The organism is Reyranella sp., assembly GCF_965227665.1.
Taxonomy (GTDB): domain Bacteria; phylum Pseudomonadota; class Alphaproteobacteria; order Reyranellales; family Reyranellaceae; genus Reyranella.
Genome location: NZ_OZ245767.1, coordinates 4241057 through 4261564 on the forward strand (window position 1 = coordinate 4241057; position 20508 = coordinate 4261564).

At 67.9% G+C, this 20508-nt stretch carries 19 protein-coding genes, 1 tRNA gene and 1 pseudogene; 8 read left to right on the plus strand and 13 right to left on the minus strand.

The features are described 5' to 3' along the window. Positions 1-30 precede the first annotated feature (30 nt). The 7 genes from ACO07I_RS20500 to ACO07I_RS20530 all read left to right on the plus strand — a co-directional run bounded on the left by ACO07I_RS20500 (position 31) and on the right by ACO07I_RS20530 (position 8184). The gene (locus ACO07I_RS20500; RefSeq protein WP_422010573.1) at positions 31-2202 is read left to right on the plus strand and encodes a primosomal protein N'; all 2172 of its coding nucleotides are present in this window, start codon (positions 31-33) and stop codon (positions 2200-2202) included. Positions 2203-2390: 188 nt separating this feature from the next. Beyond that, positions 2391-2945 carry a F0F1 ATP synthase subunit delta gene (locus ACO07I_RS20505; protein WP_422010575.1) on the plus strand — a complete coding sequence of 185 codons (555 nt, stop codon included), beginning with the start codon at positions 2391-2393 and terminating at the stop codon, positions 2943-2945. Beyond that, positions 2945-4471, plus strand: coding sequence for a F0F1 ATP synthase subunit alpha (gene atpA / locus ACO07I_RS20510; protein WP_422010577.1), 1527 nt, complete (start codon positions 2945-2947; stop codon positions 4469-4471). The genes ACO07I_RS20505 and atpA overlap by 1 nt, the downstream gene beginning before the upstream one ends. Before the next feature lie 17 nt (positions 4472-4488). Then, positions 4489-5373, plus strand: coding sequence for a F0F1 ATP synthase subunit gamma (locus ACO07I_RS20515; RefSeq protein ID WP_422010579.1), 885 nt, complete (start codon positions 4489-4491; stop codon positions 5371-5373). A 36-nt stretch (positions 5374-5409) separates the two neighbouring features. After that, positions 5410-6834 carry a F0F1 ATP synthase subunit beta gene (atpD, locus tag ACO07I_RS20520; RefSeq protein WP_324504425.1) on the plus strand — a complete coding sequence of 475 codons (1425 nt, stop codon included), beginning with the start codon at positions 5410-5412 and terminating at the stop codon, positions 6832-6834. Between the two features lie 4 nt (positions 6835-6838). Further along, entirely contained in the window at positions 6839-7252 is a 414-nt protein-coding gene (gene atpC, locus ACO07I_RS20525; RefSeq protein WP_298309385.1) for an ATP synthase F1 subunit epsilon, read from the plus strand. Between the two features lie 113 nt (positions 7253-7365). Beyond that, a complete protein-coding gene (locus ACO07I_RS20530; protein ID WP_422010581.1) occupies positions 7366-8184 on the plus strand; it encodes a ferritin-like domain-containing protein in 819 nt (272 codons plus the stop codon). A 13-nt stretch (positions 8185-8197) separates the two neighbouring features. Here the strand turns inward: ACO07I_RS20530 and ACO07I_RS20535 are convergent, their stop codons facing one another. From ACO07I_RS20535 to rplU, 12 genes and pseudogenes are all read right to left on the minus strand, one after another. Further along, positions 8198-8665 carry an RNA pyrophosphohydrolase gene (locus tag ACO07I_RS20535; RefSeq protein ID WP_422010583.1) on the minus strand — a complete coding sequence of 156 codons (468 nt, stop codon included), beginning with the start codon at positions 8663-8665 and terminating at the stop codon, positions 8198-8200. A 23-nt stretch (positions 8666-8688) separates the two neighbouring features. Continuing rightward, a complete protein-coding gene (locus ACO07I_RS20540) occupies positions 8689-9843 on the minus strand; it encodes a divergent polysaccharide deacetylase family protein (protein WP_422010585.1) in 1155 nt (384 codons plus the stop codon). 27 nt (positions 9844-9870) lie between these two features. After that, positions 9871-11271, minus strand: a complete 1401-nt coding sequence (locus tag ACO07I_RS20545) for a S41 family peptidase (RefSeq protein WP_422010587.1) — start codon at positions 11269-11271, stop codon at positions 9871-9873. Positions 11272-11400: 129 nt separating this feature from the next. Further along, on the minus strand, positions 11401-12993 hold the full coding sequence (gpmI, locus tag ACO07I_RS20550; RefSeq protein ID WP_422010589.1) for a 2,3-bisphosphoglycerate-independent phosphoglycerate mutase: 1593 nt from the start codon (positions 12991-12993) through the stop codon (positions 11401-11403). Then, positions 12993-13520 carry a hypothetical protein gene (locus tag ACO07I_RS20555; RefSeq protein WP_422010591.1) on the minus strand — a complete coding sequence of 176 codons (528 nt, stop codon included), beginning with the start codon at positions 13518-13520 and terminating at the stop codon, positions 12993-12995. The genes gpmI and ACO07I_RS20555 overlap by 1 nt, the downstream gene beginning before the upstream one ends. 123 nt (positions 13521-13643) lie before the next feature. Continuing rightward, positions 13644-14102 carry a 23S rRNA (pseudouridine(1915)-N(3))-methyltransferase RlmH gene (gene rlmH, locus ACO07I_RS20560; RefSeq protein WP_422010593.1) on the minus strand — a complete coding sequence of 153 codons (459 nt, stop codon included), beginning with the start codon at positions 14100-14102 and terminating at the stop codon, positions 13644-13646. Between the two features lie 21 nt (positions 14103-14123). Continuing rightward, positions 14124-15227: a nicotinate-nucleotide adenylyltransferase gene (locus tag ACO07I_RS20565; protein WP_422010595.1), complete on the minus strand. Its 1104-nt coding sequence runs from the start codon at positions 15225-15227 to the stop codon at positions 14124-14126. A gap of 10 nt (positions 15228-15237) precedes the next feature. Further along, complete coding sequence (locus ACO07I_RS20570; protein WP_422010597.1) at positions 15238-16521, minus strand: glutamate-5-semialdehyde dehydrogenase; 1284 nt, start codon at positions 16519-16521, stop codon at positions 15238-15240. A gap of 16 nt (positions 16522-16537) precedes the next feature. Beyond that, positions 16538-17653 (minus strand): glutamate 5-kinase, encoded by a 1116-nt coding sequence (proB, locus tag ACO07I_RS20575; RefSeq protein WP_422010599.1) that lies wholly within the window; start codon positions 17651-17653, stop codon positions 16538-16540. Then, positions 17650-18675 carry a GTPase ObgE gene (gene obgE, locus ACO07I_RS20580; RefSeq protein ID WP_422010601.1) on the minus strand — a complete coding sequence of 342 codons (1026 nt, stop codon included), beginning with the start codon at positions 18673-18675 and terminating at the stop codon, positions 17650-17652. Before obgE ends, proB begins: the two co-directional genes overlap by 4 nt. Before the next feature lie 73 nt (positions 18676-18748). Continuing rightward, complete coding sequence (gene rpmA / locus ACO07I_RS20585) at positions 18749-19021, minus strand: 50S ribosomal protein L27 (protein ID WP_298309363.1); 273 nt, start codon at positions 19019-19021, stop codon at positions 18749-18751. A 28-nt stretch (positions 19022-19049) separates the two neighbouring features. After that, positions 19050-19343: pseudogene (gene rplU / locus ACO07I_RS20590) on the minus strand (50S ribosomal protein L21); the annotation flags it as partial. 322 nt (positions 19344-19665) lie between these two features. On the opposite strand from rplU, the gene ACO07I_RS20595 reads away from it, so the two are divergent. After that, positions 19666-19755 (plus strand) — tRNA-Ser (locus ACO07I_RS20595). 328 nt (positions 19756-20083) lie between these two features. Here ACO07I_RS20595 and ACO07I_RS20600 read toward each other — a convergent pair. After that, a complete protein-coding gene (locus ACO07I_RS20600; RefSeq protein ID WP_422010603.1) occupies positions 20084-20461 on the minus strand; it encodes a VOC family protein in 378 nt (125 codons plus the stop codon). Between the last annotated feature and the right edge of the window lie 47 nt (positions 20462-20508).

The following is a 20508-nucleotide window of genomic DNA, read 5'->3' on the forward strand; positions in this document are numbered from 1 at the left end:
AAGGGGAACGCGTCGTCGCGTCTCCATGCGGTGGAAAACACGATCAAGGTGCTTCTGCCGCTGCCGCTCGGGGATGCCTACGATTATCGTGTCCCACAAGGCATGGCGTTGCTGCCGGGGCATTTCGTCGTCGTGCCGCTCGGCAAGCGCGAGACCATCGGCGTCGTCTGGGGCGCGGGCACGGGCGACGTCGCGCCGGAGAAGCTGCGCGATGTGATCTCGGTTCTTCCCGCACTGCCCATGGCCGACGCGATGCGCCGCTTCGTCGACTGGGTGTCGGCCTATACGCTGATGCCTGCAGGTGCCGTGCTGCGCATGGCGATGAGCGTCCCATCGGCGCTCGAGGCGCCCAAGACCGAACTCGTCTATCGCCCGGCCGCGGCGACCGACGATACGGCGCTCAAGCTCACGGCCGCGCGTCGTCGCGTGCTGGAGCAGTTGAAGGACGGGCCGGCGATGGCTGCAGCCGAACTGGCGCATCTTGCAGGCGTCGGCCCCTCGGTGGTGAAGAGCATGGCCCTGCTCGGGCTCTTGGCAGCGCAGGAACGCATCGTGCGCCGATCCTTTCCGCAGCCCGATGGTTTGCATGCGGGGCCGACCCTGTCGCCGGCGCAGAAGATCGCGGCCGACGGGCTCGTCTCCAAGGTGAAGGCCCATGCCTTCTCGGCGACCCTGCTGGACGGCGTGCCCGGCGCGGGCAAGACGGAGGTCTATTTCGAAGCGATCGCGGCCTGTCTGGCGGCCGGCCGCCAGGTGCTTGTGCTCCTGCCTGAGATCGCGCTCACGGCGCAGTGGCTGAAGCGCTTCGAGGACCGCTTCGGCGCGCCGCCCTCGCCCTGGCATTCCGGGCTCACGAGCCTGGAGCGCCGCGAAACCTGGCGCGCCATCGCCGAGGGGCGGGTGGGCGTCGTGGTCGGCGCACGGTCCGCGCTGTTCCTGCCCTTCGCCGACCTCGGCCTGATCGTGGTCGACGAGGAACACGACAGTTCGTTCAAGCAGGACGAGGGTGTCGTCTACAATGCGCGCGACATGGCGGTGGTGCGCGCGCGGCTGGCTTCCGCACCCATCGTGCTGGCATCGGCGACGCCGTCGCTCGAAAGCGTCGTCAACGTGAAATCCGGCCGTTACGGCGAGGTGCATCTGCCGGGGCGGCATGGCGGGCATCGGCTCGCGGCGCTGAAGGCCATCGACCTGCGGCGCGATGCGCCGTCGCGCGGGCACTGGCTCTCGCCGCCGGTCGTCGAGGCGATGCGCGAGACGCTGGCAGCCGGCGAGCAGACGCTGCTGTTCCTCAATCGCCGCGGCTATGCGCCGATCACGCTCTGCCGCGCCTGCGGCTCGGGGCTCGAGTGTCCGCAATGCTCCGCCTGGCTGGTCGAGCACCGCTTTCGTCGCACCCTGGTCTGCCATCATTGCGGCTACTCGGAACCGCCGGCGCACACCTGCCGGCACTGCGGCGCGGTCGACCAGTTCGTCGCCTGCGGCCCCGGCGTCGAACGGCTGGCCGAGGAGGCACTGGAGCTCTTTCCCGACGCGCGGCTGGAACTCTTCACCTCGGACAGCCTGATGAACCGCGACGAGGCGTCGGCGGCGGTCGATCGCATGGAGAAGGGCGAGATCGACATCCTGATCGGCACGCAGATGGCGGCGAAGGGCCATCATTTCCCCAACCTGACCCTGGTGGCCGTGATCGATGCCGATCTCGGCCTGAACGGCGGCGACCTGCGCGCGGCCGAACGGACGTTCCAGCTCCTCTATCAGGTTGCGGGCCGCGCCGGTCGCGACGGGCGGCCGGGCCGGGCGCTGGTCCAGACGCACAATCCCGAACATCCCGTGATGCAGGCGCTGGTGTCGGGCGATCGCGACCGCTTCGTCGACGTCGAGCTGCAGGACCGTGCCCTGGCCGGCATGCCGCCCTATGGCCGGCTGGCCTCCCTGATCATTTCCGGGCCGGATCCCGCCGCGGTCGACAATGTCTGTGCCGCGCTCGCCCGCCATGCCCCGCAGCAGGAGGGCGTCACGATCCTGGGGCCGTCGGTCGCACCCCTGGCCCTGCTGCGGGGGCGGCACCGGCGGCGCTTCCTGCTCAAGGCCGGCCGCGACACGGCCGTGCAGCCCTTGCTGCACGCCTGGCTCGCGCGGATCGGGCTTCCCGGTTCGGTCCGGCTGCAGGTCGATGTCGACCCCTATTCCTTCCTCTGAGACCCCCCGCGCCGAAAAACCGCTGTAGAACAGTGCTTTGCCGACGTTGCGCCGGGAAATGCAGCATGGTAGCAACGCGCGCTTTTCCGGGGTGGGGCGGCAAGCGACGCAGGGCGTTCTGCTGAAGAAAAGCGTGTAATTTCAATGGCTTGCCGGCTGCGTTCCGCGGCAGGGGAGAGGCTCTCGACGTGACCACCGCAACCACCGGCGTTGCCGGACGCTACGCCAGCGCCCTTTTTGAGCTCGCGGACGGCTCGAAGTCCCTCGATCAGGTCGCGCAGGACCTCGCCACCTTTCGCAAGATGGTCGCCGAGAGCACCGATCTCGCCCGGCTCATTGCCAGCCCGGTCATTCCACGCGCCCTGCAGAGCAAGGCCCTGCTGGCCGTACTCGATGCCGCCGGCATTTCCGGTCTGACCCGCAATTTCGTCGGTACTGTGGCCGCCAACGGCCGCGCCCGCGACCTGCCGGCCATGGCTGCGGCGTTCCTCGCCGAGCTGGCCTCTCGCCGCGGCGAGACCACCGCTACGGTCACCTCGGCCGTTCCGCTTTCGCCCGCCCAGCTGCAGCAGCTCAGCGACTCGCTGCGCTCGGTGCTAGGCAGCAACAAGGTTTCCATCGACGCTCGCGTCGAACCCGACATTCTCGGCGGTCTCGTCGTGAAGGTCGGCTCGCGCCTGTTCGATTCGTCTGTCCGCAGCAAGCTGCAGCGCTTGCAGCTTGCCATGAAGGGAGTTGCCTAATGGATATCCGTGCCGCCGAAATCTCGGCCATTCTGAAGCAGCAGATCGCCAATTTCGGCACCGAGGCCGAAGTGGCCGAGGTCGGCCAGGTTCTCTCCGTCGGTGACGGTATCGCGCGCGTCTACGGCCTCGACAGTGTCAAGGCCGGCGAGATGGTCGAGTTTCCCGGCGGCATCAAGGGCATGGCGCTGAACCTCGAGAGCGACAATGTCGGCGTCGTGATCTTCGGTGAGGATCGCACGATCCGCGAAGGCGACACCGTCAAGCGTACCGGCACCATCGTCGACGTTCCGGTCGGCAAGGGCCTGCTCGGCCGCGTGGTCGACGGTCTCGGCAACCCGATCGACGGCAAGGGCCCGATCGCGTCGACCGAGCGCCGTCTCGTCGAGGTCAAGGCTCCGGGCATCATTCCGCGCAAGTCGGTGAACGAGCCGATGCAGACCGGCCTCAAGGCCGTCGACTCGCTGGTTCCCGTCGGCCGTGGCCAGCGCGAGCTGATCATCGGCGATCGCCAGACCGGCAAGACCGCCGTTGCCATCGACACCTTCCTGAATCAGAAGGGCATCAACAAGGGCACCGACGAGAGCCGCAAGCTCTACTGCGTCTACGTCGCCATCGGCCAGAAGCGCTCGACCGTCGCCCAGATCGTGAAGACGCTCGAGGACAATGGCGCGCTGGAATACTCCATCGTCGTCGCCGCCACCGCGTCCGACCCGGCCCCCATGCAGTTCCTGGCGCCCTACACCGGCTGCGCCATGGGCGAGTACTTCCGCGACAACGGCATGCATGCCGTCATCGTGTACGACGATCTTTCCAAGCAGGCCGTCGCCTATCGCCAGATGTCGCTGCTGCTGCGCCGCCCGCCGGGCCGCGAAGCCTATCCCGGCGACGTGTTCTATCTCCATTCGCGCCTGCTCGAGCGCGCTGCCAAGCTGAACGAGAAGAACGGTTCGGGCTCGCTCACGGCGCTGCCGATCATCGAGACGCAGGCCGGCGACGTCTCGGCCTACATCCCGACGAACGTCATCTCGATCACCGACGGCCAGATCTTCCTCGAGACCGAGCTCTTCTATCAGGGCATCCGTCCGGCCATTAACGTCGGCCTCTCGGTCAGCCGCGTCGGCTCGGCCGCGCAGATCAAGGCGATGAAGCAGGTCGCCGGCACCATCAAGCTGGAGCTGGCGCAGTATCGCGAAATGGCGGCCTTCGCCCAGTTCGCCTCGGACCTCGACGCCTCGACCCAGCGCCTGCTGGCGCGCGGTCAGCGCCTCACCGAGCTGCTGAAGCAGGGCCAGTTCGCGCCGATGCCGGTCGAGGAGCAGGTCATCTCGCTCTACGCCGGTACCCGCGGCTTCCTCGACACGCTGCCGGTGAACAAGGTCAACGATTTCGAGCAGCAGCTGCTCGACGCGATCCGGGCCGAGGGCTCGATCCTCGCGTCGATCCGCGAGAAGCGCGAGATCGTCAAGGAGACCGACGACAAGCTGAAGGCGTTCCTCGGCGATTTCGTCAAGAAGTTCGCCTAAGGCGCTCGCAGGTTTAGATGCCCAGTCTCAAGACCTACCGGCTCCGGATCCGAAGCGTCCAGTCGACGCAGAAGATCACCAAGGCCATGAAGATGGTTGCAGCCGCCAAGCTGCGGCGTGCGCAGGAGCAGGCCGCCGCGGCCCGCCCCTATGCGGAGTCCATGGACAAGATCCTGGCGTCGCTGGGCGCAAGCTTCCAGGGCGCTTCCGGCGGTCCGCGACTGCTGGTGGGCACCGGTTCCGACCAGGTGCATCTCGTCATCGTCGCCACCGGCGACCGTGGCCTGTGCGGCGGCTTCAACAGCACGATCGTGCGCGAGGCGCGCCGTCAGATCCGCGCACTGCTTGCCGACGGCAAGACGGTCAAGATCTTCTGCGTCGGCCGTAAGGGCCGCGAGCAGCTGCGTCGTGACTTCGGTTCCATGATCGTCGAGACGATGACCGATCTCGGCCGGCCGCGCCTGTCTTTCGCGGACGCCCAGAAGGTCGCCGCGCGCGTCACGGAAATGTACGAGGCGGGCGAATTCGACGTCGCGAAGGTGATCTTCAATCACTTCAAGTCGGCGATGACCCAGATCGTCACCGTGCAGCAGCTCATCCCGCCGCCGATGCCGGAAGCGTCGGCCGCACCGGCCGCCGCCGGCGGTGCGATCTACGAGTTCGAGCCGGACGAGGGCGAGATCCTCGCCGACCTGTTGCCGCGCAATCTCACCGTCCAGATCTTCCGCATCCTGCTGGAGAACGCGGCGAGCTTCTACGGCTCGCAGATGACGGCCATGGACAACGCCTCGCGCAACGCAGGCGACGTGATCAAGAAACTGACGCTGCAGATGAACCGCTCGCGCCAGGCCTCGATCACCAAGGAACTCATCGAGATCATCTCGGGCGCCGAGGCCGTCTAGGCCGGCTGCCACGCAATCGAAGGAAAGGGATCCGCTATGGCTACCAACAACATCGGCACGATCACCCAGATCACGGGCGCGGTCGTGGACGTGCGTTTCGACGCCGACCTGCCGAACATCCTGAACGCGCTGCACGTGAATGCCGACGGACGCCTGATCGTGCTGGAAGTCGCCCAGCATCTCGGTGAATCCGAGGTTCGCACCATCGCGATGGATACGACCGACGGTCTGGTCCGCGGCGAGAAGGCCGTCGATACCGGCGCGCCGATCCAGATGCGGGTCGGTCCGGAGACGCTCGGCCGCATCCTGAACGTCATCGGCGAGCCGATCGACGAGCGCGGTCCGGTCGGCAACAAGACCACCCTGCCGATCCATCGCAGCGCGCCCGAGTTCGTCGAGCAGTCGACGGAAGCGCAGATCCTGGTCACGGGCATCAAGGTCATCGACCTGCTCGCGCCCTACGCCAAGGGCGGCAAGATCGGCCTGTTCGGCGGCGCCGGCGTCGGCAAGACCGTGACGATCATGGAGCTGATCAACAACGTCGCGAAGGCGCATGGCGGCGTGTCGGTGTTCGCCGGCGTCGGTGAGCGCACCCGCGAGGGCAACGACCTCTATCACGAGATGATCGAGGGCGGCGTCATCAAGCTCGACGGTCCGGGCTCGAAGGTGGCTCTGGTGTACGGCCAGATGAACGAGCCGCCGGGCGCCCGCGCCCGTGTCGCCCTGTCGGGCCTCACCGTCGCCGAGTACTTCCGCGACGCCGAGGGCCAGGACGTGCTGTTCTTCGTCGACAACATCTTCCGCTTCACCCAGGCCGGCTCGGAAGTGTCGGCGCTGCTGGGCCGTATCCCGTCGGCGGTGGGTTATCAGCCGACCCTGGCCACCGACATGGGCGGCCTCCAGGAGCGCATCACCTCCACCAAGAAGGGCTCGATCACTTCGGTGCAGGCCATCTACGTGCCCGCCGACGACTTGACCGACCCGGCGCCTGCCGCCTCGTTCGCCCACTTGGACGCGACGACCGTGCTCAGCCGCTCGATCGCCGAACAGGCGATCTTCCCGGCCGTCGACCCGCTCGACTCGACCTCGCGCATGCTCGACCCGCGCGTCGTCGGCCAGGAACACTACGACATCGCCCGTTCCGTTCAGCGCGTGCTGCAGCAGTACAAGTCGCTGCAGGACATCATCGCCATTCTGGGCATGGACGAGCTCTCGGAAGAGGACAAGCTGGTCGTGAGCCGCGCCCGCAAGATGCAGCGCTTCCTCAGCCAGCCGTTCCACGTCGCCGAAGTGTTCACGGGCACGCCGGGCGTGTTCGTGAAGCTCGAGGACACGATCAAGGCGTTCAAGGGCATCCTCGCCGGCGAGTACGACGAGCTGCCGGAACCGGCCTTCTACATGGTCGGCACGATCGAGGAAGCCGTCGCCAAGGCCAAGAAGCTCGCGGCCGAGGCGGCCTAAGCACATGGCCAAGGTCTCCTTCCGTCTGGTGATGCCCGAGCGCGAGCTTATCGCGACCGAGGCCGACATGGTGGTCGTTCCGGGCAGCGAAGGCGACTTCGGTGTCCTGCCGGGCCACGCCCCGCTGATCTCGACGGTTCGCCCCGGCGTCCTCGAGGTCTATCAGGGCAGCAAGGTCCAGCAGCGTTTCCTGGTGGCCGGCGGCTTCGCCGAGGTCACGCCGGAGCGTTGCACGGTGTTGGCCGACGAGGCGGTGCCGTTCGAACAGATGACCGCCGCCCAGCTCGACGAGCGCGAGCGCGCGGCGCGCAGCGACATTGCCGACGCCGACACGCCCGCCCAGAAGGCCGCCGCCGAGAAGAACCTGGCAATTACCCAGGATCTGAAGCGCGCGCAGGCCTTCTACGCCAGCCGCTGATTTCAGCGCTACTGCGCATTTTCCAGTCTAAAAGTACTCCGGTCTGCCATTGAAAGGCGGACCGGAGGTCGCTTTATTACGCTGGTAAGACAACGCGCCGAGGGGGCTCGTTCATGGCTAGCTGGACACTCGAGACGATCGCATGGGATCGCTTCGACGCGTCGAAGGTGGATCCGGAAATCCTCCGCAACATCAAGGCTGCGGCCCTGGTGGAGCGGAACGGCGGCGACTACGGCATTTATCTCGGCCGGGTCTTCGCCGACGATGCCGCGTTCATGGACGACGTGCAGAACTGGGTGGTCGAGGAGGTCCAGCACGGGATGGCGCTGGGCCGCTGGGCTCAGCTTGCCGATCCGTCGTGGGATTTCGACGCGGCCTTCGAACGGTTCCGCACCGGCTATACGCTGCCGCTGCATGTCAGTGAATCGGTGCGCGGCAGCCAGGCCGGCGAGATGATCGCCCGCTGCATCGTCGAGACCGGCACCAGCTCCTATTACAGCGCCCTCAAGGACGCGACCGAGGAGCCGGTGCTGAAGCAGGTCTGCCAGAAGATCGCCGCCGACGAGTTCCGCCACTACAAGCTGTTCTACGAACATCTCAATCGCTGCCTGAAGCGCGACCGCCTGAACCGCTGGTCGCGGCTGCGCATCGGCTGGGGCCGCCTCGCCGAGAGCGAAGACGACGAGCTGGCCTATGCCTATTTCGCGGCCAACGAGCCGGCGGGCGCGGTCTACGACCGCAAGCGCAACATGCAGGCGTATGCCCGCCGCGCCTATCCGCTCTACCGGCAGACCCACGTTCAGCGCGCCATGGCCATGGTGCTGAAGGCGGTTGGGCTTGAGCCGCAGGGCCGGCTCAACACCCTGATGACCCGTGCTGGCCTCTGGTTCCTCCGCCGCAACGCCGCCAAGCTGGCCGCGCAGGGGGCCTAGCGACCGGACTTTCTCAAGAGATCAGGTCGGCGAATTCCGCGAACACGGCGTCGTAGACGGCGCGCTTGAAGGGCACGATCAGCGATGTGAGCTCGGCGGGCGCGATCCAGCGCCACGCCACGAATTCCTGGTCGTGGGCATGGATGTCGATGTCGCCATCCGTGCCGGTGAAGGCCAGGGCGAACCATTTCTGGGCCTGACCGCGCCACCGGCCCTTCCAGTAGGCCGGCCGGCGATCCGCCGGCACCTCGTAGGAAATCCAGCCGGCGCTCTCGCGCAGCAGCAGCGCCCGGGTCGTGCCGACCTCCTCGTGCAGTTCGCGGCAGGCGGCCTCCACCGGCGTCTCGCCCTTGTCGATGCCGCCCTGGGGCATCTGCCAGGCATCGGGCTGATTGGCGCGGCAGCCGACGAAGACGCGGCGGTCGGGCGCGATCAGCATCATCCCGACATTGCGGCGATACTCCTCGGGACGGCCCGTCATGGTGGGAAGCGGAGGAGTCATCGTCAGGGGCGCAGCTGGGCGGGCTGGGCACGCAGGCGGGTCATGCAGGCGTCGCGGCATTCGAAATGTCCGATGATGGGCACGAAGGAGAGCGCCGTGGTGCCTTGCTGGCCCTTGAACCAGGCGGCGATGGCGGTGATCGCCTCGTCCTCCGGCTGCATGACGCCGAAGGCGTGGCGGGGTGGCCGGTCGGGCGCCGTTTCGGCGACCCAGGCGGCCAGCCGGTCGATGTTGCCGCCCACCCCGTCGCCCGCGAGCTTGTAGTCGAGCACGTCGGAGCTGCGCGCGTAGCCGACGCCCAGTTCTGCGGTGAGTCGCTGGATCGGCGTCACGCCCGGCGCGGGATTGATCTCGATCAGCGCGAGCCCGCGCGCGGCGATTTCCGCGATCACCGGCCGCATCACCGCCTCGGACTGGGCCGCCCGGTCGGCGGCCGGGATGACCAGGCCGACATAGCCTTCGCCGCGCGCCAGGGTGGCGCGCAGGCGGCGCACGTTCTCCGCGGCATCGACCGTAGCCTCGATCGGCCGGATGCCGCGCTCGGCGAGGGCGGGATCGTCGGTCGGCATCATCAGATAGGTTTCGTGCCCCGAGGCGCGCGCCTGCGCGAGCCGGCGCGGCAGGTCTGGCGTGCTGGGCAGGAAGGCGAGGCTGACCTCGGGCGGGAGATCGTCGATCGCGCGGCGCATCGCGGCCTCGTTGACCCCGACATTGATCACCAGCAGGCCGAGGCGCGCCGGGGCCCCCGCCTGGTCGAAGCGCCGCGCATAGGCCATCCACGGCATCCAGCCGGACGGCGAGATGCGCGGCAGGCGCTGGCCGTCGTCGGTGGTCTCGATCAGTCCCGCGAGGTCCTCGGGCGGCGGCGTACGGAAGCCCGAGGGGCCGGTGCGGCGGGGCAGGGGCAGCGACTGGATCGCGGCCGCTGCCGGCGCCGGTTCCGCTTCTGGCGCGGTCCCGGTTGTGGGGGACGACGGTGAAGCCGCGACGGCGCTGTCGACGATCTGTGGGGCAACCACCCGCAGATCGCCGAACGCCACTCCGGCGGTGCCCGCGATCAGGCCGACGACGAGCAGGTAGGCGGCAACGAGGCCACGCCGGTCCGGCCGCGGCTTCGCGACCAGGGCGACGCGCCGGCTGGAGGGTTCGCCGGGCATGGCCACGCCGTCATCCTCGCAGGCCGATCAGTTGGCCTTGTTGCTGTAGAGCGAGATGCCGCGGATCAGGTCGGCCGCCCGCAGCAGCTGGTAGTCGGCTGCCTGCTCCTTCGGCGGCTCGTCCGGATCGACCGGCGGGGCTGCCTGGGGAGTGGTCTGGCCGGCCGCCTTGTCGTCGGTCTTGTCGCCGGGCTTGCCGGCTTCCGGCTTGCCGTCGGCGGGCTTCACCGGCGGCGGCGGGGCCACGGGCTTCTCGTTCGGGTTGGTGATCGAGCGGCGCAGGTTCTCCTCGCGGAAGCTGGAGCGCTGCTGGATGTTCTCGATCTTCGCGGGCTCGACCTCGATGTCCGGCTTGATGCCTTCCTTCTGGATCGAGCGACCCGACGGCGTGAAGTAAAGGGCCGTGGTCAGGCGGATCGCGCCGCCGCCCGTTACCTGCATGATGGTCTGGACCGAGCCCTTGCCGAAGGACCGGGTGCCGAGAACGATCGCCCGGCGATGGTCCTGCAGCGCGCCGGCCACGATTTCCGAGGCCGAGGCCGAACCGCCGTTCATCAGCACGACGATGGGCAGCCCGTTGGCGACGTCGCCCGGCTTGGCGTTCCAGCGCTGGACCTCGTCGTTCTTGCGCGCCTTGACCGAGACGATCTCGCCCTTGTCGAGAAAGGCGTCCGACATCGCGATCGCCTGGTCGAGCAGGCCGCCCGGATTGTTGCGCAGGTCGATGATGTAGCCCTTGAGCTTGTTGCCCGCTTCCTTCTTGAGCTTCTCGACGGCGTCGAGGACGCCCGGCGTGGTCTGCTCGGTGAAGGAGGTGACGCGGATATAGCCGATGTCGCCGCCCTCGAGGCGGAACTTGACCGGCTTCACCTTGATGGTCTCGCGGGTCAGCGTGACGTCGAATGGATCCTTGGTGCCGCGGCGGATCGAGACCTTGATCGGCGCGCCGACCTTGCCGCGCATCTTCTCGACCGCTTCCTGCAGGGTGAGGCCCTGCACCGGCTCACCGTCCAGTGCGAAGATCAGGTCGCCCGGGAGGATGCCGGCCTTCGAGGCCGGCGTATCGTCGATCGGCGACACGACCTTGATGACGCCATTCTCCATCGTGACCTCGATGCCGAGGCCGCCGAACTCACCCTTCGTCTGGATCTGCATGTCCTTGTACGACTTGGGGTTCATGTAGCTGGAATGCGGGTCGAGCGCGCTCAGCATGCCGTTGATGGCATTCTCGATGAGCTGCTTCTCCTCGACCGGCTCGACATAGTCGCGGCGGATGCGCTCGAGCACGTCGCCGAACAGGTTGAGCTGCTGGTAGAGCTCGCTCTTGTCGCCACCGGCGGCCTTCGGATCGGCCTTGGTCTGCGCGAGGGCGGGTGTGGCCAGGAAAGCCACGGCCGTGGCGAGGGATGCGAAGCGCAGAAAGGTCATTTGGGTGCCTTCAGGAGGGAGTCGCCAGGGGCCTTGAGGGCCGGCAATCCGGTGTTTCAGCGTGGGTGGGAGGATACAGGGGCGTCTTTGGCAGGATCAAGGCGCCGGGGTCCGGCGCCGCTTCACAAATCAGGCAGAGGCCGCGGCGGCTGCGCGCGGGGCGGTGAGGACCGCCGGCCGCGCGGCGGTCGACAGCAGCGACTTGCCGGTCATTTCCGCAGGTTGCGGGACGCCCATCAGCGCCAGCATGGTCGGCGCCACATCCGCCAGCTTCCCGTCCGACAGCGAATGGATCGCGGCCGGGCCGTTGAACAGCAGCGCCGGTACGCGATTCAACGTGTGCTGGGTGTGTTTCTGATGCGAGTGCTCGTCATACATCTGCTCGGCATTGCCGTGGTCGGCGGTGACGAACATGACGCCGCCGGCCGCCTGGATCGCCTGCATGAGGCGACCGAGGCAGCCATCGACCGCCTCGACGGCCCGGGTGGCCGCGCCGAGGTCGCCGGTATGGCCCACCATGTCGGTATTGGCGTAGTTGACGACGATCAGGTCGAACGTGCCCGAGCCGATGGCCTCGACGAGCTTGTCGGTCACTTCCGGCGCGCTCATCTCCGGCTTCATGTCGTAGGTCTTCACCTTGGGCGACGGCACGAGGATTCGCTCCTCGCCCTCGAACACGCGCTCCTCGCCGCCGTTGAAGAAGAATGTGACGTGCGCGTACTTCTCGGTCTCGGCGATGCGCAGCTGCTTCAGGCCGGCGCGCGATACCGTCTCGCCCAGACCCATCCTGATGATCGCAGGCGGGAACAGCGTCTTCAGGAACGGATTGAGCGCGGCCGAATACTCGACCATGCCGACCGTCTCGGCGAAGGCGACGACGCGGTTGCGGTTGAACCCGTCGAACCGCGGATCGAGCAGCGCGGTCAGGATCTCGCGCGCGCGGTCCGAGCGGTAGTTGAACATCAGGAGGCCGTCGCCGTCCTTCATGCCGGTGTAGCCGTCGATCGCCGTCGGCAGCACGAATTCGTCGTCGAGCTTGGCGGCATAGGCCCTGTCGACGGCATCCCGGGCCGTCGACGCGCGCTCACCCTTCGCGTCGACCATCGCGTCGTAGGCCACGGTCACGCGCTCCCAGCGCTTGTCGCGATCCATGGCATAGAAGCGGCCGATCACGGTGGCGAAGCGGATCGGCAGGCCGGGCTTCAGGCCCGCCTGGATATGATCGAGGCATTCCAGCGCACTGCGCGGCGGCATGTCCCGCCCGTCGAGGAAGGCATGGATCCACACCGGCACGCCCTGGCCCGCGACCAGGTTGGCGAGGAAGACCAGATGGTCCTGATGGGCATGCACGCCGCCCGGCGAGGCGAGGCCCATCAGGTGCAGGGCCGCGCCGCTCTGCTTCAGCCGGGCGATCGTCTCGGCGAGGATCGGGCTCCTGGCGAGGGTGCCGTCCTCGATCGCATTGTCGATGCGCGGCAGGTCCGGCACGGCGACCCGGCCGGCGCCGAGGTTCATGTGCCCGACCTCGGAATTGCCCATCTGGCCCTTGGGCAGCCCGACGAAGCTCTCTGAGGCGTCGATCAGGCCCTGCGGGCAGGTCGCGACCAGCCGGTCGAAGTTCGGCGTGCGGGCGCCCAGGATGGCATTGTTCGACAGATCGGTGCGATGACCCCAGCCGTCGAGGATGCACAGCAGGACGGGACGCGGAGCAGGAGACGCCATTACGAGGCCTTCCGGATCTGGGGCTGGGCGCGCTCGACGGCGTTGAACTTGTTGGGACAGCTCAACTCGCGCGGATCGGTGTTGGGATTCTGGTCGGGCACCTCGATGGCGCAGAACACGAACTCGCCGCGCGGCTCGCCGTCGATGCTGACGTCATAGGTATAGGTGCCGGCCGGATCGCCGGGAATGATGCACCAGGAGCGCTGCAGCACGCCGTCCTGAACCGTCTCGAGCATCCGGGTCGTGGCCTTGGTCTTGTCGGCGCTGACCTCGGTCTCGGGGCCCGCGATCACCTGTTCGGCCGGCTGCGAGGTCGTGAGCACCTCCTTCAGCGACACGACCCGGTTGGGGCCGCCGAGATACATCCGCCAGCCGAAGCAGGCGCGATGGAAGAGCAGCGGAATGGCGTTGGTCTCGTAGTGGCGCTGCTTCCCGTCCTCGCCGGTGATCGACACGTAGGGAATGCTGCGCACGGGCTTCGCCGCCGGCTTTTCGACGGGCGTGGCCGGGGCCGTGGACTGGGCCATCGCGGCGCTCGAAGCGGCTGCCAGGAGGAGGGCGGACGAAGTGGCCAGGAGCCACCGGGAGAATGGGTGCATGAGGCCAATGTAGCCCCGGTTTTTCGTCAGAACAGAGGCAAAATCGCCTTTTCAGGCGCGATGATAGGGATGGCCGGCGAGAAGTTGCTGGGCGCGGTAGATCTGTTCGGCCAGCATCCCGCGGGCCAGCAGATGGGGCCAGGTCATGGCGCCAAATGACAGGATGAGCGTGGCTTTCTTCAGCATCGCCTCGGTATGCCCGTCGGCGCCGCCGATCAGGAAGGCCACGTCCGACACCGAGGTGTCGCGCCATCCCCCCAGGCGGGCCGCGAAAGCCTCGCTGTCCAGCGTCTTGCCGCGGCGGTCCAGCATCACCAGGGTCGCGCCGGCCGGTGCCGCGTCGAGCAGCAGTTCGCCCTCGCGTTGCATGAGCTGGGGCGCGGGCAGCTTCCGCTTCTCCTCGAGCTCGCGCAGCACGAGCGGCCAGCGGATGCGGCCGGCATAGTGGTCGTAGAGGTCCCGCTCCGGCCCGCGCGAGGCGCGGCCGATGGCGGCGATCGTGATCTTCAAGCGGCGCTCACGCGGCCAGAGCTAGGGCGCGCGCTTGCGTCGGGCCGCGGGCTTGCCGGCCGCCTTCTTGACGACGGGTTTCTTGACGACGGCTTTCTTGACCGTGGCCTTCTTGACCGGCTTCGCGGCGGCCTCGTCCTCGAGCGCCCACATCTTTTCGAGTGCATAGAAGGTGCGTGCTTCGGGGCGGAAGACGTGGACGATCACGTCGCCGGCATCGACCAGCACCCAGTCGCCGGTCTGCTTGCCTTCGACGGGAATGTAGCCGCGTCCGCTCTGCTTGAGCTTGTCGGCGAGGTTCTCGGCGATGGCCACGACCTGGCGGGTCGAGCGGCCGGAGGCGATCACCATGTAATCGGCGAAGGCCGATTTTCCCTTGAGGTCGATGACGACGACGTCCTCGGCCTTGTTGTCGTCGAGCGACTGGCGCACCAGCTCGAGGAGCGCGTCGGAGTCTTTGCTTCGATCGGGAAGCGTGCGGGTCTGGGCGGGGATGGTCTTTCCTTTCGATCTGGTCCGTGGTGGCCGCCCGGCGCGGATGGCCGTCGCGGAATGTTCATCCAACCTGCTCGGGATAAAGCACCAGGCCGGCGGCTCGCAAGTGGCGAGCCGGCGGGCCTCGGTGGCTTGCAGGCGGAAACGCTCGAAAGTGCGCGGCGCCGGGGCGGCCAGAGCCGTGTAGCCCCAGCCCGGCCGCGCGAAGGCGGCAATCGGCACGGCTGCGAACAGATCGCGCCAGCCCGCCCAGTGCACGAGCTGTGGCAGGATGTCGGCGCCCATCAGCCACACGAACTTCGCATGCCGGTAAACGCGCTTCAGCGCCTGCACCGTGTCGAGCGTATAGCGCGTGCCAAGCAGCAGCTCTGGTGCCTCGACGCGGATGTGCGGATGGCGGGCGATCCGGCGGGCGCGGGCCACGCGCGTGGGCAGCGGCTCCATGCCGTCGCCGCTCTTGAGCGGGTTCTGCGGCGACACGAGCCACCACACTTCGTCGAGGCCGAGGCGTTTCAGGGCTTCCAGGCTGATGTGCAGATGGCCGGCATGCGCCGGATTGAACGAGCCGCCCAGCAGGCCGATGCGCCGGGTCGTGGCGCGCGACACGCCCGGCATCGGGTGCAGGCTCACGACGATCTGCTCACGGGCGCAGCGTGCCCTTGCCGCGCACGATGTTCTTGTAGGTGGTCAGCTCGACCAGGCCGACGGGGCCGCGCGCGTGCATGCGATTGGTCGAGATGCCGATCTCCGCGCCCAGGCCGAATTCGCCGCCATCGGCGAACTGGGTGCTGGCATTGTGCATCACGATGGCGCTGTCGACCTCGCCCAGGAAACGCAGCGCCGTCGCCTCGTTGTCGGTGACGATCGATTCGGTGTGCTGGCTGCCGTAGCGCGCGATGTGCTCGATCGCGCCGGCGACGCCGTCGACCGTGGCGACCGAGATGATCGGCTCGAGATATTCGGTGCGCCAGTCCTTCTCGGTGGCGGCCAGCGCCTTGGGGTCGCGCGCGCGCACCTCGTCGTCGCCGCGCACTTCGCAGCCGAGCTCGTGCAGCTTCTCGAGCACCGGCTTCAGGTGCGTGTCGAGCGCGGCGCGGTCGATCAGCAGCGTCTCGGCGGCGCCGCAAACGCTGACCCGGCGCATCTTGGCGTTGGCCACGAGGTCGCGTGCCATGGCGATGTCGGCGTCGCGGTCGACATAGACGTGGCAGATGCCGTCATAGTGGCGCAGCACCGGCACGCGGCTTTCCTCGGTCACGCGGTCGATCAGCGAGCGTCCGCCGCGCGGCACGATCAGGTCGAGCCAATCCATCGCGCGCAGCATCTCGCCAACGGCGGCACGGTCGGTGGTCGGCACCAGGGCCACGCAATCCTCGGGCAGGCCGGCGCCGGCCAGCGCGCGGCGCAGCAGCTCGACGATGGTGCGCGAAGAATGGAAACTGTCGGAACCGCCGCGCAGCACCACCACGTTGCCCGACTTGATGCACAGCGCGCCGGCATCGGCGGTGACGTTGGGCCGCGCCTCGTAGATCACGCCGATGATGCCGATGGGCACGCGCACGCGGCTGAGCGCCAGCCCGTTGGGCCGCCGCCATTCCTCGATGATCGCGCCGACCGGATCGGGCAGGGCGGCGATGTCGTCGAGGCCCTTGGCCATCGCCTCGATGCGCGCCTCGTTGAGCAGCAGCCGGTCCTGCAGCGCACTGGTCATGCCGGCGGCCTTTGCCGCTTCGATGTCGCGCGCATTGGCGGCCAGGATCGCATCCTTCTCGGCGCGGATCAGACGCGCGGCCTCCAGAAGGGCGGCGTTCTTGGCCGTGGTCGAGGCGGTGCGCAGCGAAGCGGCGGCGGCCTTGGCGCGGCGGCCGAGCTCGGCGACGATGGCCACGACATCTTCGGCGGCGGGCTTGGTCTGGACGTTCATGGCGTGCTCCGTCGCTTCACTCGACCACGAGGTCGTCGCGATGGACGATCTCATCGCGGCCGCGGAAACCCAGCAGATGTTCGATCTCGACGCTCTTGCGGCCGGCGATGCGGCGCGCATCCTCGGCGGCATAGGCGACCAGGCCGCGCGCCAGCACGCGGCCGCCGCGATCCTTCACGTCGACCACGTCGCCGCGCCGGAACTCGCCCGCCACCGCGGTCACGCCGGCCGGCAGCAGGCTCTTGCCGGTCGACAGCGCGCGCACCGCGCCATCGTCCACGATCAGCGTGCCGGCGGGCTTGAGCGAGCCCTTGATCCACTTCTTGCGCGCCGACAGGGGCGAGCCCTCGGGCAGGAACCAGCTGCAGCGCGCGGTGCCGTCGATCAGCGCGCCCAGCGCGCCCACCTTGCGGCCGTCGGCGATGGCCATGCGGCAGCCCGCGGCCATGGCGATGCGGCCGGCCATCAGCTTGGTCACCATGCCGCCATTGGACAGTTCGGAGGCGGCGACGCCGGCCATCGCCTCGATCTCCGGCGTGATCTCGCGGATCTCGGGAATGAAGGTCGCCGAGGCGTCGCTGCGCGGATCGCCGGTATAGAGACCGTCGATGTCGGACAGCAGCACCAGCGTGTCGGCCGAGATCATCTCGGCGACGCGGGCGCCCAGGCGATCGTTGTCGCCGAAGCGGATCTCGTCGGTCGCGACCGTGTCGTTCTCGTTGATCACCGGGATGGCGCCCAGCCCCAGCAGGGTCGCCATGGTCTGCCGCGCGTTGAGATAGCGGCGGCGCTCCTCGGAATCGTTCAGGGTCAGCAGGATCTGCGCGACGGTGATGCCGTGCCGCGCCAGCGCCTCCTGATAGGCCTGGGCGAGGCGGATCTGTCCCGTGGCGGCGGCCGCCTGGCTCTCCTCGAGGCGCAGCGGCCCGGCGGCCAGCTTGAGATGCGTGCGGCCCAGTCGAATGGCGCCGGACGAGACGAGCACGACCTCGCAGCCGCCTTTGTGCAGGCGGGCGACGTCGTTGGTCAGGGCCTCGAGCCAGTCGCGCCGGACCTCGCCCTTCGTTTCGTCGACCAGGATCGAGGAGCCGATCTTGACGACCAGCCGCCGCGCGCCGGCAAGCGGTGTCATGCTGCGTCCCGGGAGGGCGAGCGCTGCTTGTCGACCAGCTTCATCAGCTCGTGCAGCAGCGGCGTCACGCCCTGGCGGGAGACCGCGGAGATGACATGCACCGTCTTGCGGCTGGCCTTGGCAAGCAGGGCACGCTTGGCCTCGATGTCTTCGGGAGTCATCGCGTCGGTCTTGTTCAGCGCCACGATTTCCTTCTTGCGCGCCAGGTTGCCGCCATAGGCCTTGAGCTCGGTCCGCACGGTGCGATAGGCGCCGACGACGTCGTCCTGCGTGCCGTCGACCAGATGCAGCAGCGCCCGGCAGCGCTCGACATGGCCCAGGAAGCGCGTGCCGAGGCCGGCGCCTTCATGGGCGCCCTCGATGAGGCCGGGAATGTCGGCCATCACGAACTCGCGCGCGTCGGAGCCGTCGCCGACTTTCACCACGCCGAGGCCGGGATGGAGCGTCGTGAACGGATAGTCGGCGATCTTGGGCCGCGCGTTGGTGTTGGTGGAGAGGAACGTCGACTTGCCGGCGTTGGGCAGCCCGACCAGGCCGATGTCGGCGATCAGCTTGAGGCGCAGCCACAGCGCGAGCTCCACGCCCGGCCAGCCGGCATCGGCGCGGCGCGGGGCGCGGTTGGTCGAGGTCTTGTAGTGCAGGTTGCCGTAGCCGCCGTCGCCGCCCTTGGCGATGACAACCCTCTGGCCGATCTCGGTCATGTCGGCCAGCAGGGTCTCGTTGTCCTCGGCGAAGATCTGCGTGCCGCGCGGCAGGCGCAGCACGATGTCCTTGCCGGCGCCGCCGGTGCGCTGGCTGCCCATGCCGTGATGGCCGGTCTCGGCCTTGAAGTGCTGGGCGTAGCGATAGTCGATCAGCGTGTTGAGCCCATCGACGCATTCGGCGATCACGTCGCCGCCGCGGCCGCCGTCGCCACCGTCCGGACCGCCGAACTCGATGAACTTCTCACGGCGAAAGCCCGCGCATCCGGCGCCGCCGTTGCCGGAGCGGACGTAGATCTTGGCTTGGTCGAGGAACTTCATGAGATGGGGTCCACAAACGAAAAGGGGGAACGGCGAGCCGCTCCCCCTTCAAAATCCAATGGGATGAACGGCTCTATTCGGCAGCCAGGGCCGGTGCCGGGATCACGTTCACTTCGACCTTGCCGCCCGCGCGGGTGCGGAACGACACGACGCCGTCGGCGGTGGCGAACAGCGTGTGGTCGCGGCCGAGGCCGACATTCTCGCCCGGGTTCATCTTGGTGCCGCGCTGGCGGACCAGGATGTTGCCCGAGATGACCTTCTGGCCGCCGAAGCGCTTCACGCCGAGGCGCTTGCCGTCCGAGTCGCGGCCGTTACGCGAAGAGCCGCCTGCCTTTTTATGTGCCATCGTCCTACTCCGGTCGCTCTGCTCAGGCGACGATCTGTTCGATCTTGACCACCGTCAGGTCCTGACGGTGACCGTTCTTGCGCCGCGAGTTCTGGCGACGGCGCTTCTTGAAGATGATCACGTGCTCGCCGCGGGCCTGCTTGACGATCGAGCCCACCACCTTGGCGCCCTCGACGGTCGGCGCGCCGACCTTCTCGCCGACCATCAGCACGTCGGTGAATTCGACCTTGGCGCCGGCCTCGCCCTCGATCTTCTCGACCGTGAGCTGGTCGTCGGCGGCGACCGTGTATTGCTTACCACCCGTGCGGATAACGGCGATCATGATGACACCCGGCTTGAGGTTCCCCGGCCAGAATTGCCGAAAAACACGAAAGAACGCGGCGGACCCGCAGGGCCCGCCGAAGAAGCGCGGAATATACGCACGCCGGCCCTTGAGTCAATGTCGGAGACGGCCGGGCCGCTGCAGGGCTCACGGAACGTCCCGGAGGCCGGAAAGTCAATGTTTGAAGGGGGCCGGGGGCCGCTCGGCCTTTCTCCCGCGTCGCGGAGAGGGTCGTTCGGGCGCTTTTTTCCCGCGGCTCCCGCTGTTCCGCGCGGGAAGCTGTTGCTCCCCCAAAGACGCCCGCCTATAAACCCGCGCGCCCGGAGGGGTGCTAGAGTGGTCGATTAGGACAGTCTCGAAAACTGTTGTGCGTGCAAGCGTACCGTGGGTTCGAATCCCACCCCCTCCGCCATTACCGCCGCACGAACCACGACCATGGCCGCCTAAGCGGCCATTTTATTGTCGGTGTTTCGAAGGGCTCTGCGGCCCCGCCCTGTTGGCTGCTAGCGGCGCCGGCAAGGCATTTCCCGGTTTCAGTCGACGCGGTCGGCTTCGCGCTGGCGGCGGCTTGCCGCTCGCCACGCCCGAGACAGAAAATTCGGGCTCACGTTATCGGTGTGCAGGCCGTCGAATATGTGACCGGCCGGCTCAATAGGCCGCCCGATCCTGTTGCGAGGCCCTCAGAAGCCGCATGGTCCTGGACGGTTGCTGCGGCTGATGGCCCGTCCTTGTGGAGCGTGCTAGCCGCGGTGCAAGGCGCAGATCTTGTTGCCGTATGGATCGCGCAGATAGCACAGATAGAGTCTGGTCCCGCCGCCCTCGCGCCAACCGGGCGGGTCTTCGATGGTCTTGCCACCGTTCGCGACGCCCGCATCGTGGAAGGCTTTCACTTTTTCGGGGCTGTCGCACGCGAAGCCGATTGTGCCGCCGTTGGCATGGGTGGCCGCATTCCCGTCGATGGGCTTGCTGAGCCCCAAGGTGCCGGTGGGGGTGCGATAGAAGACTCTGCCCTTGGGATCGATCTTCCCCTCCGCCACACCGATGGCTCCAAGCACAGCATCGTAGAACTTTTTCGAAACAGCAACGTCGTCAGCGCCGACGAAAATATGCGAGAACATCTCTAACCTCTCCCTCATCCGGTCAGTACTCCCGAGGACCGGACTGG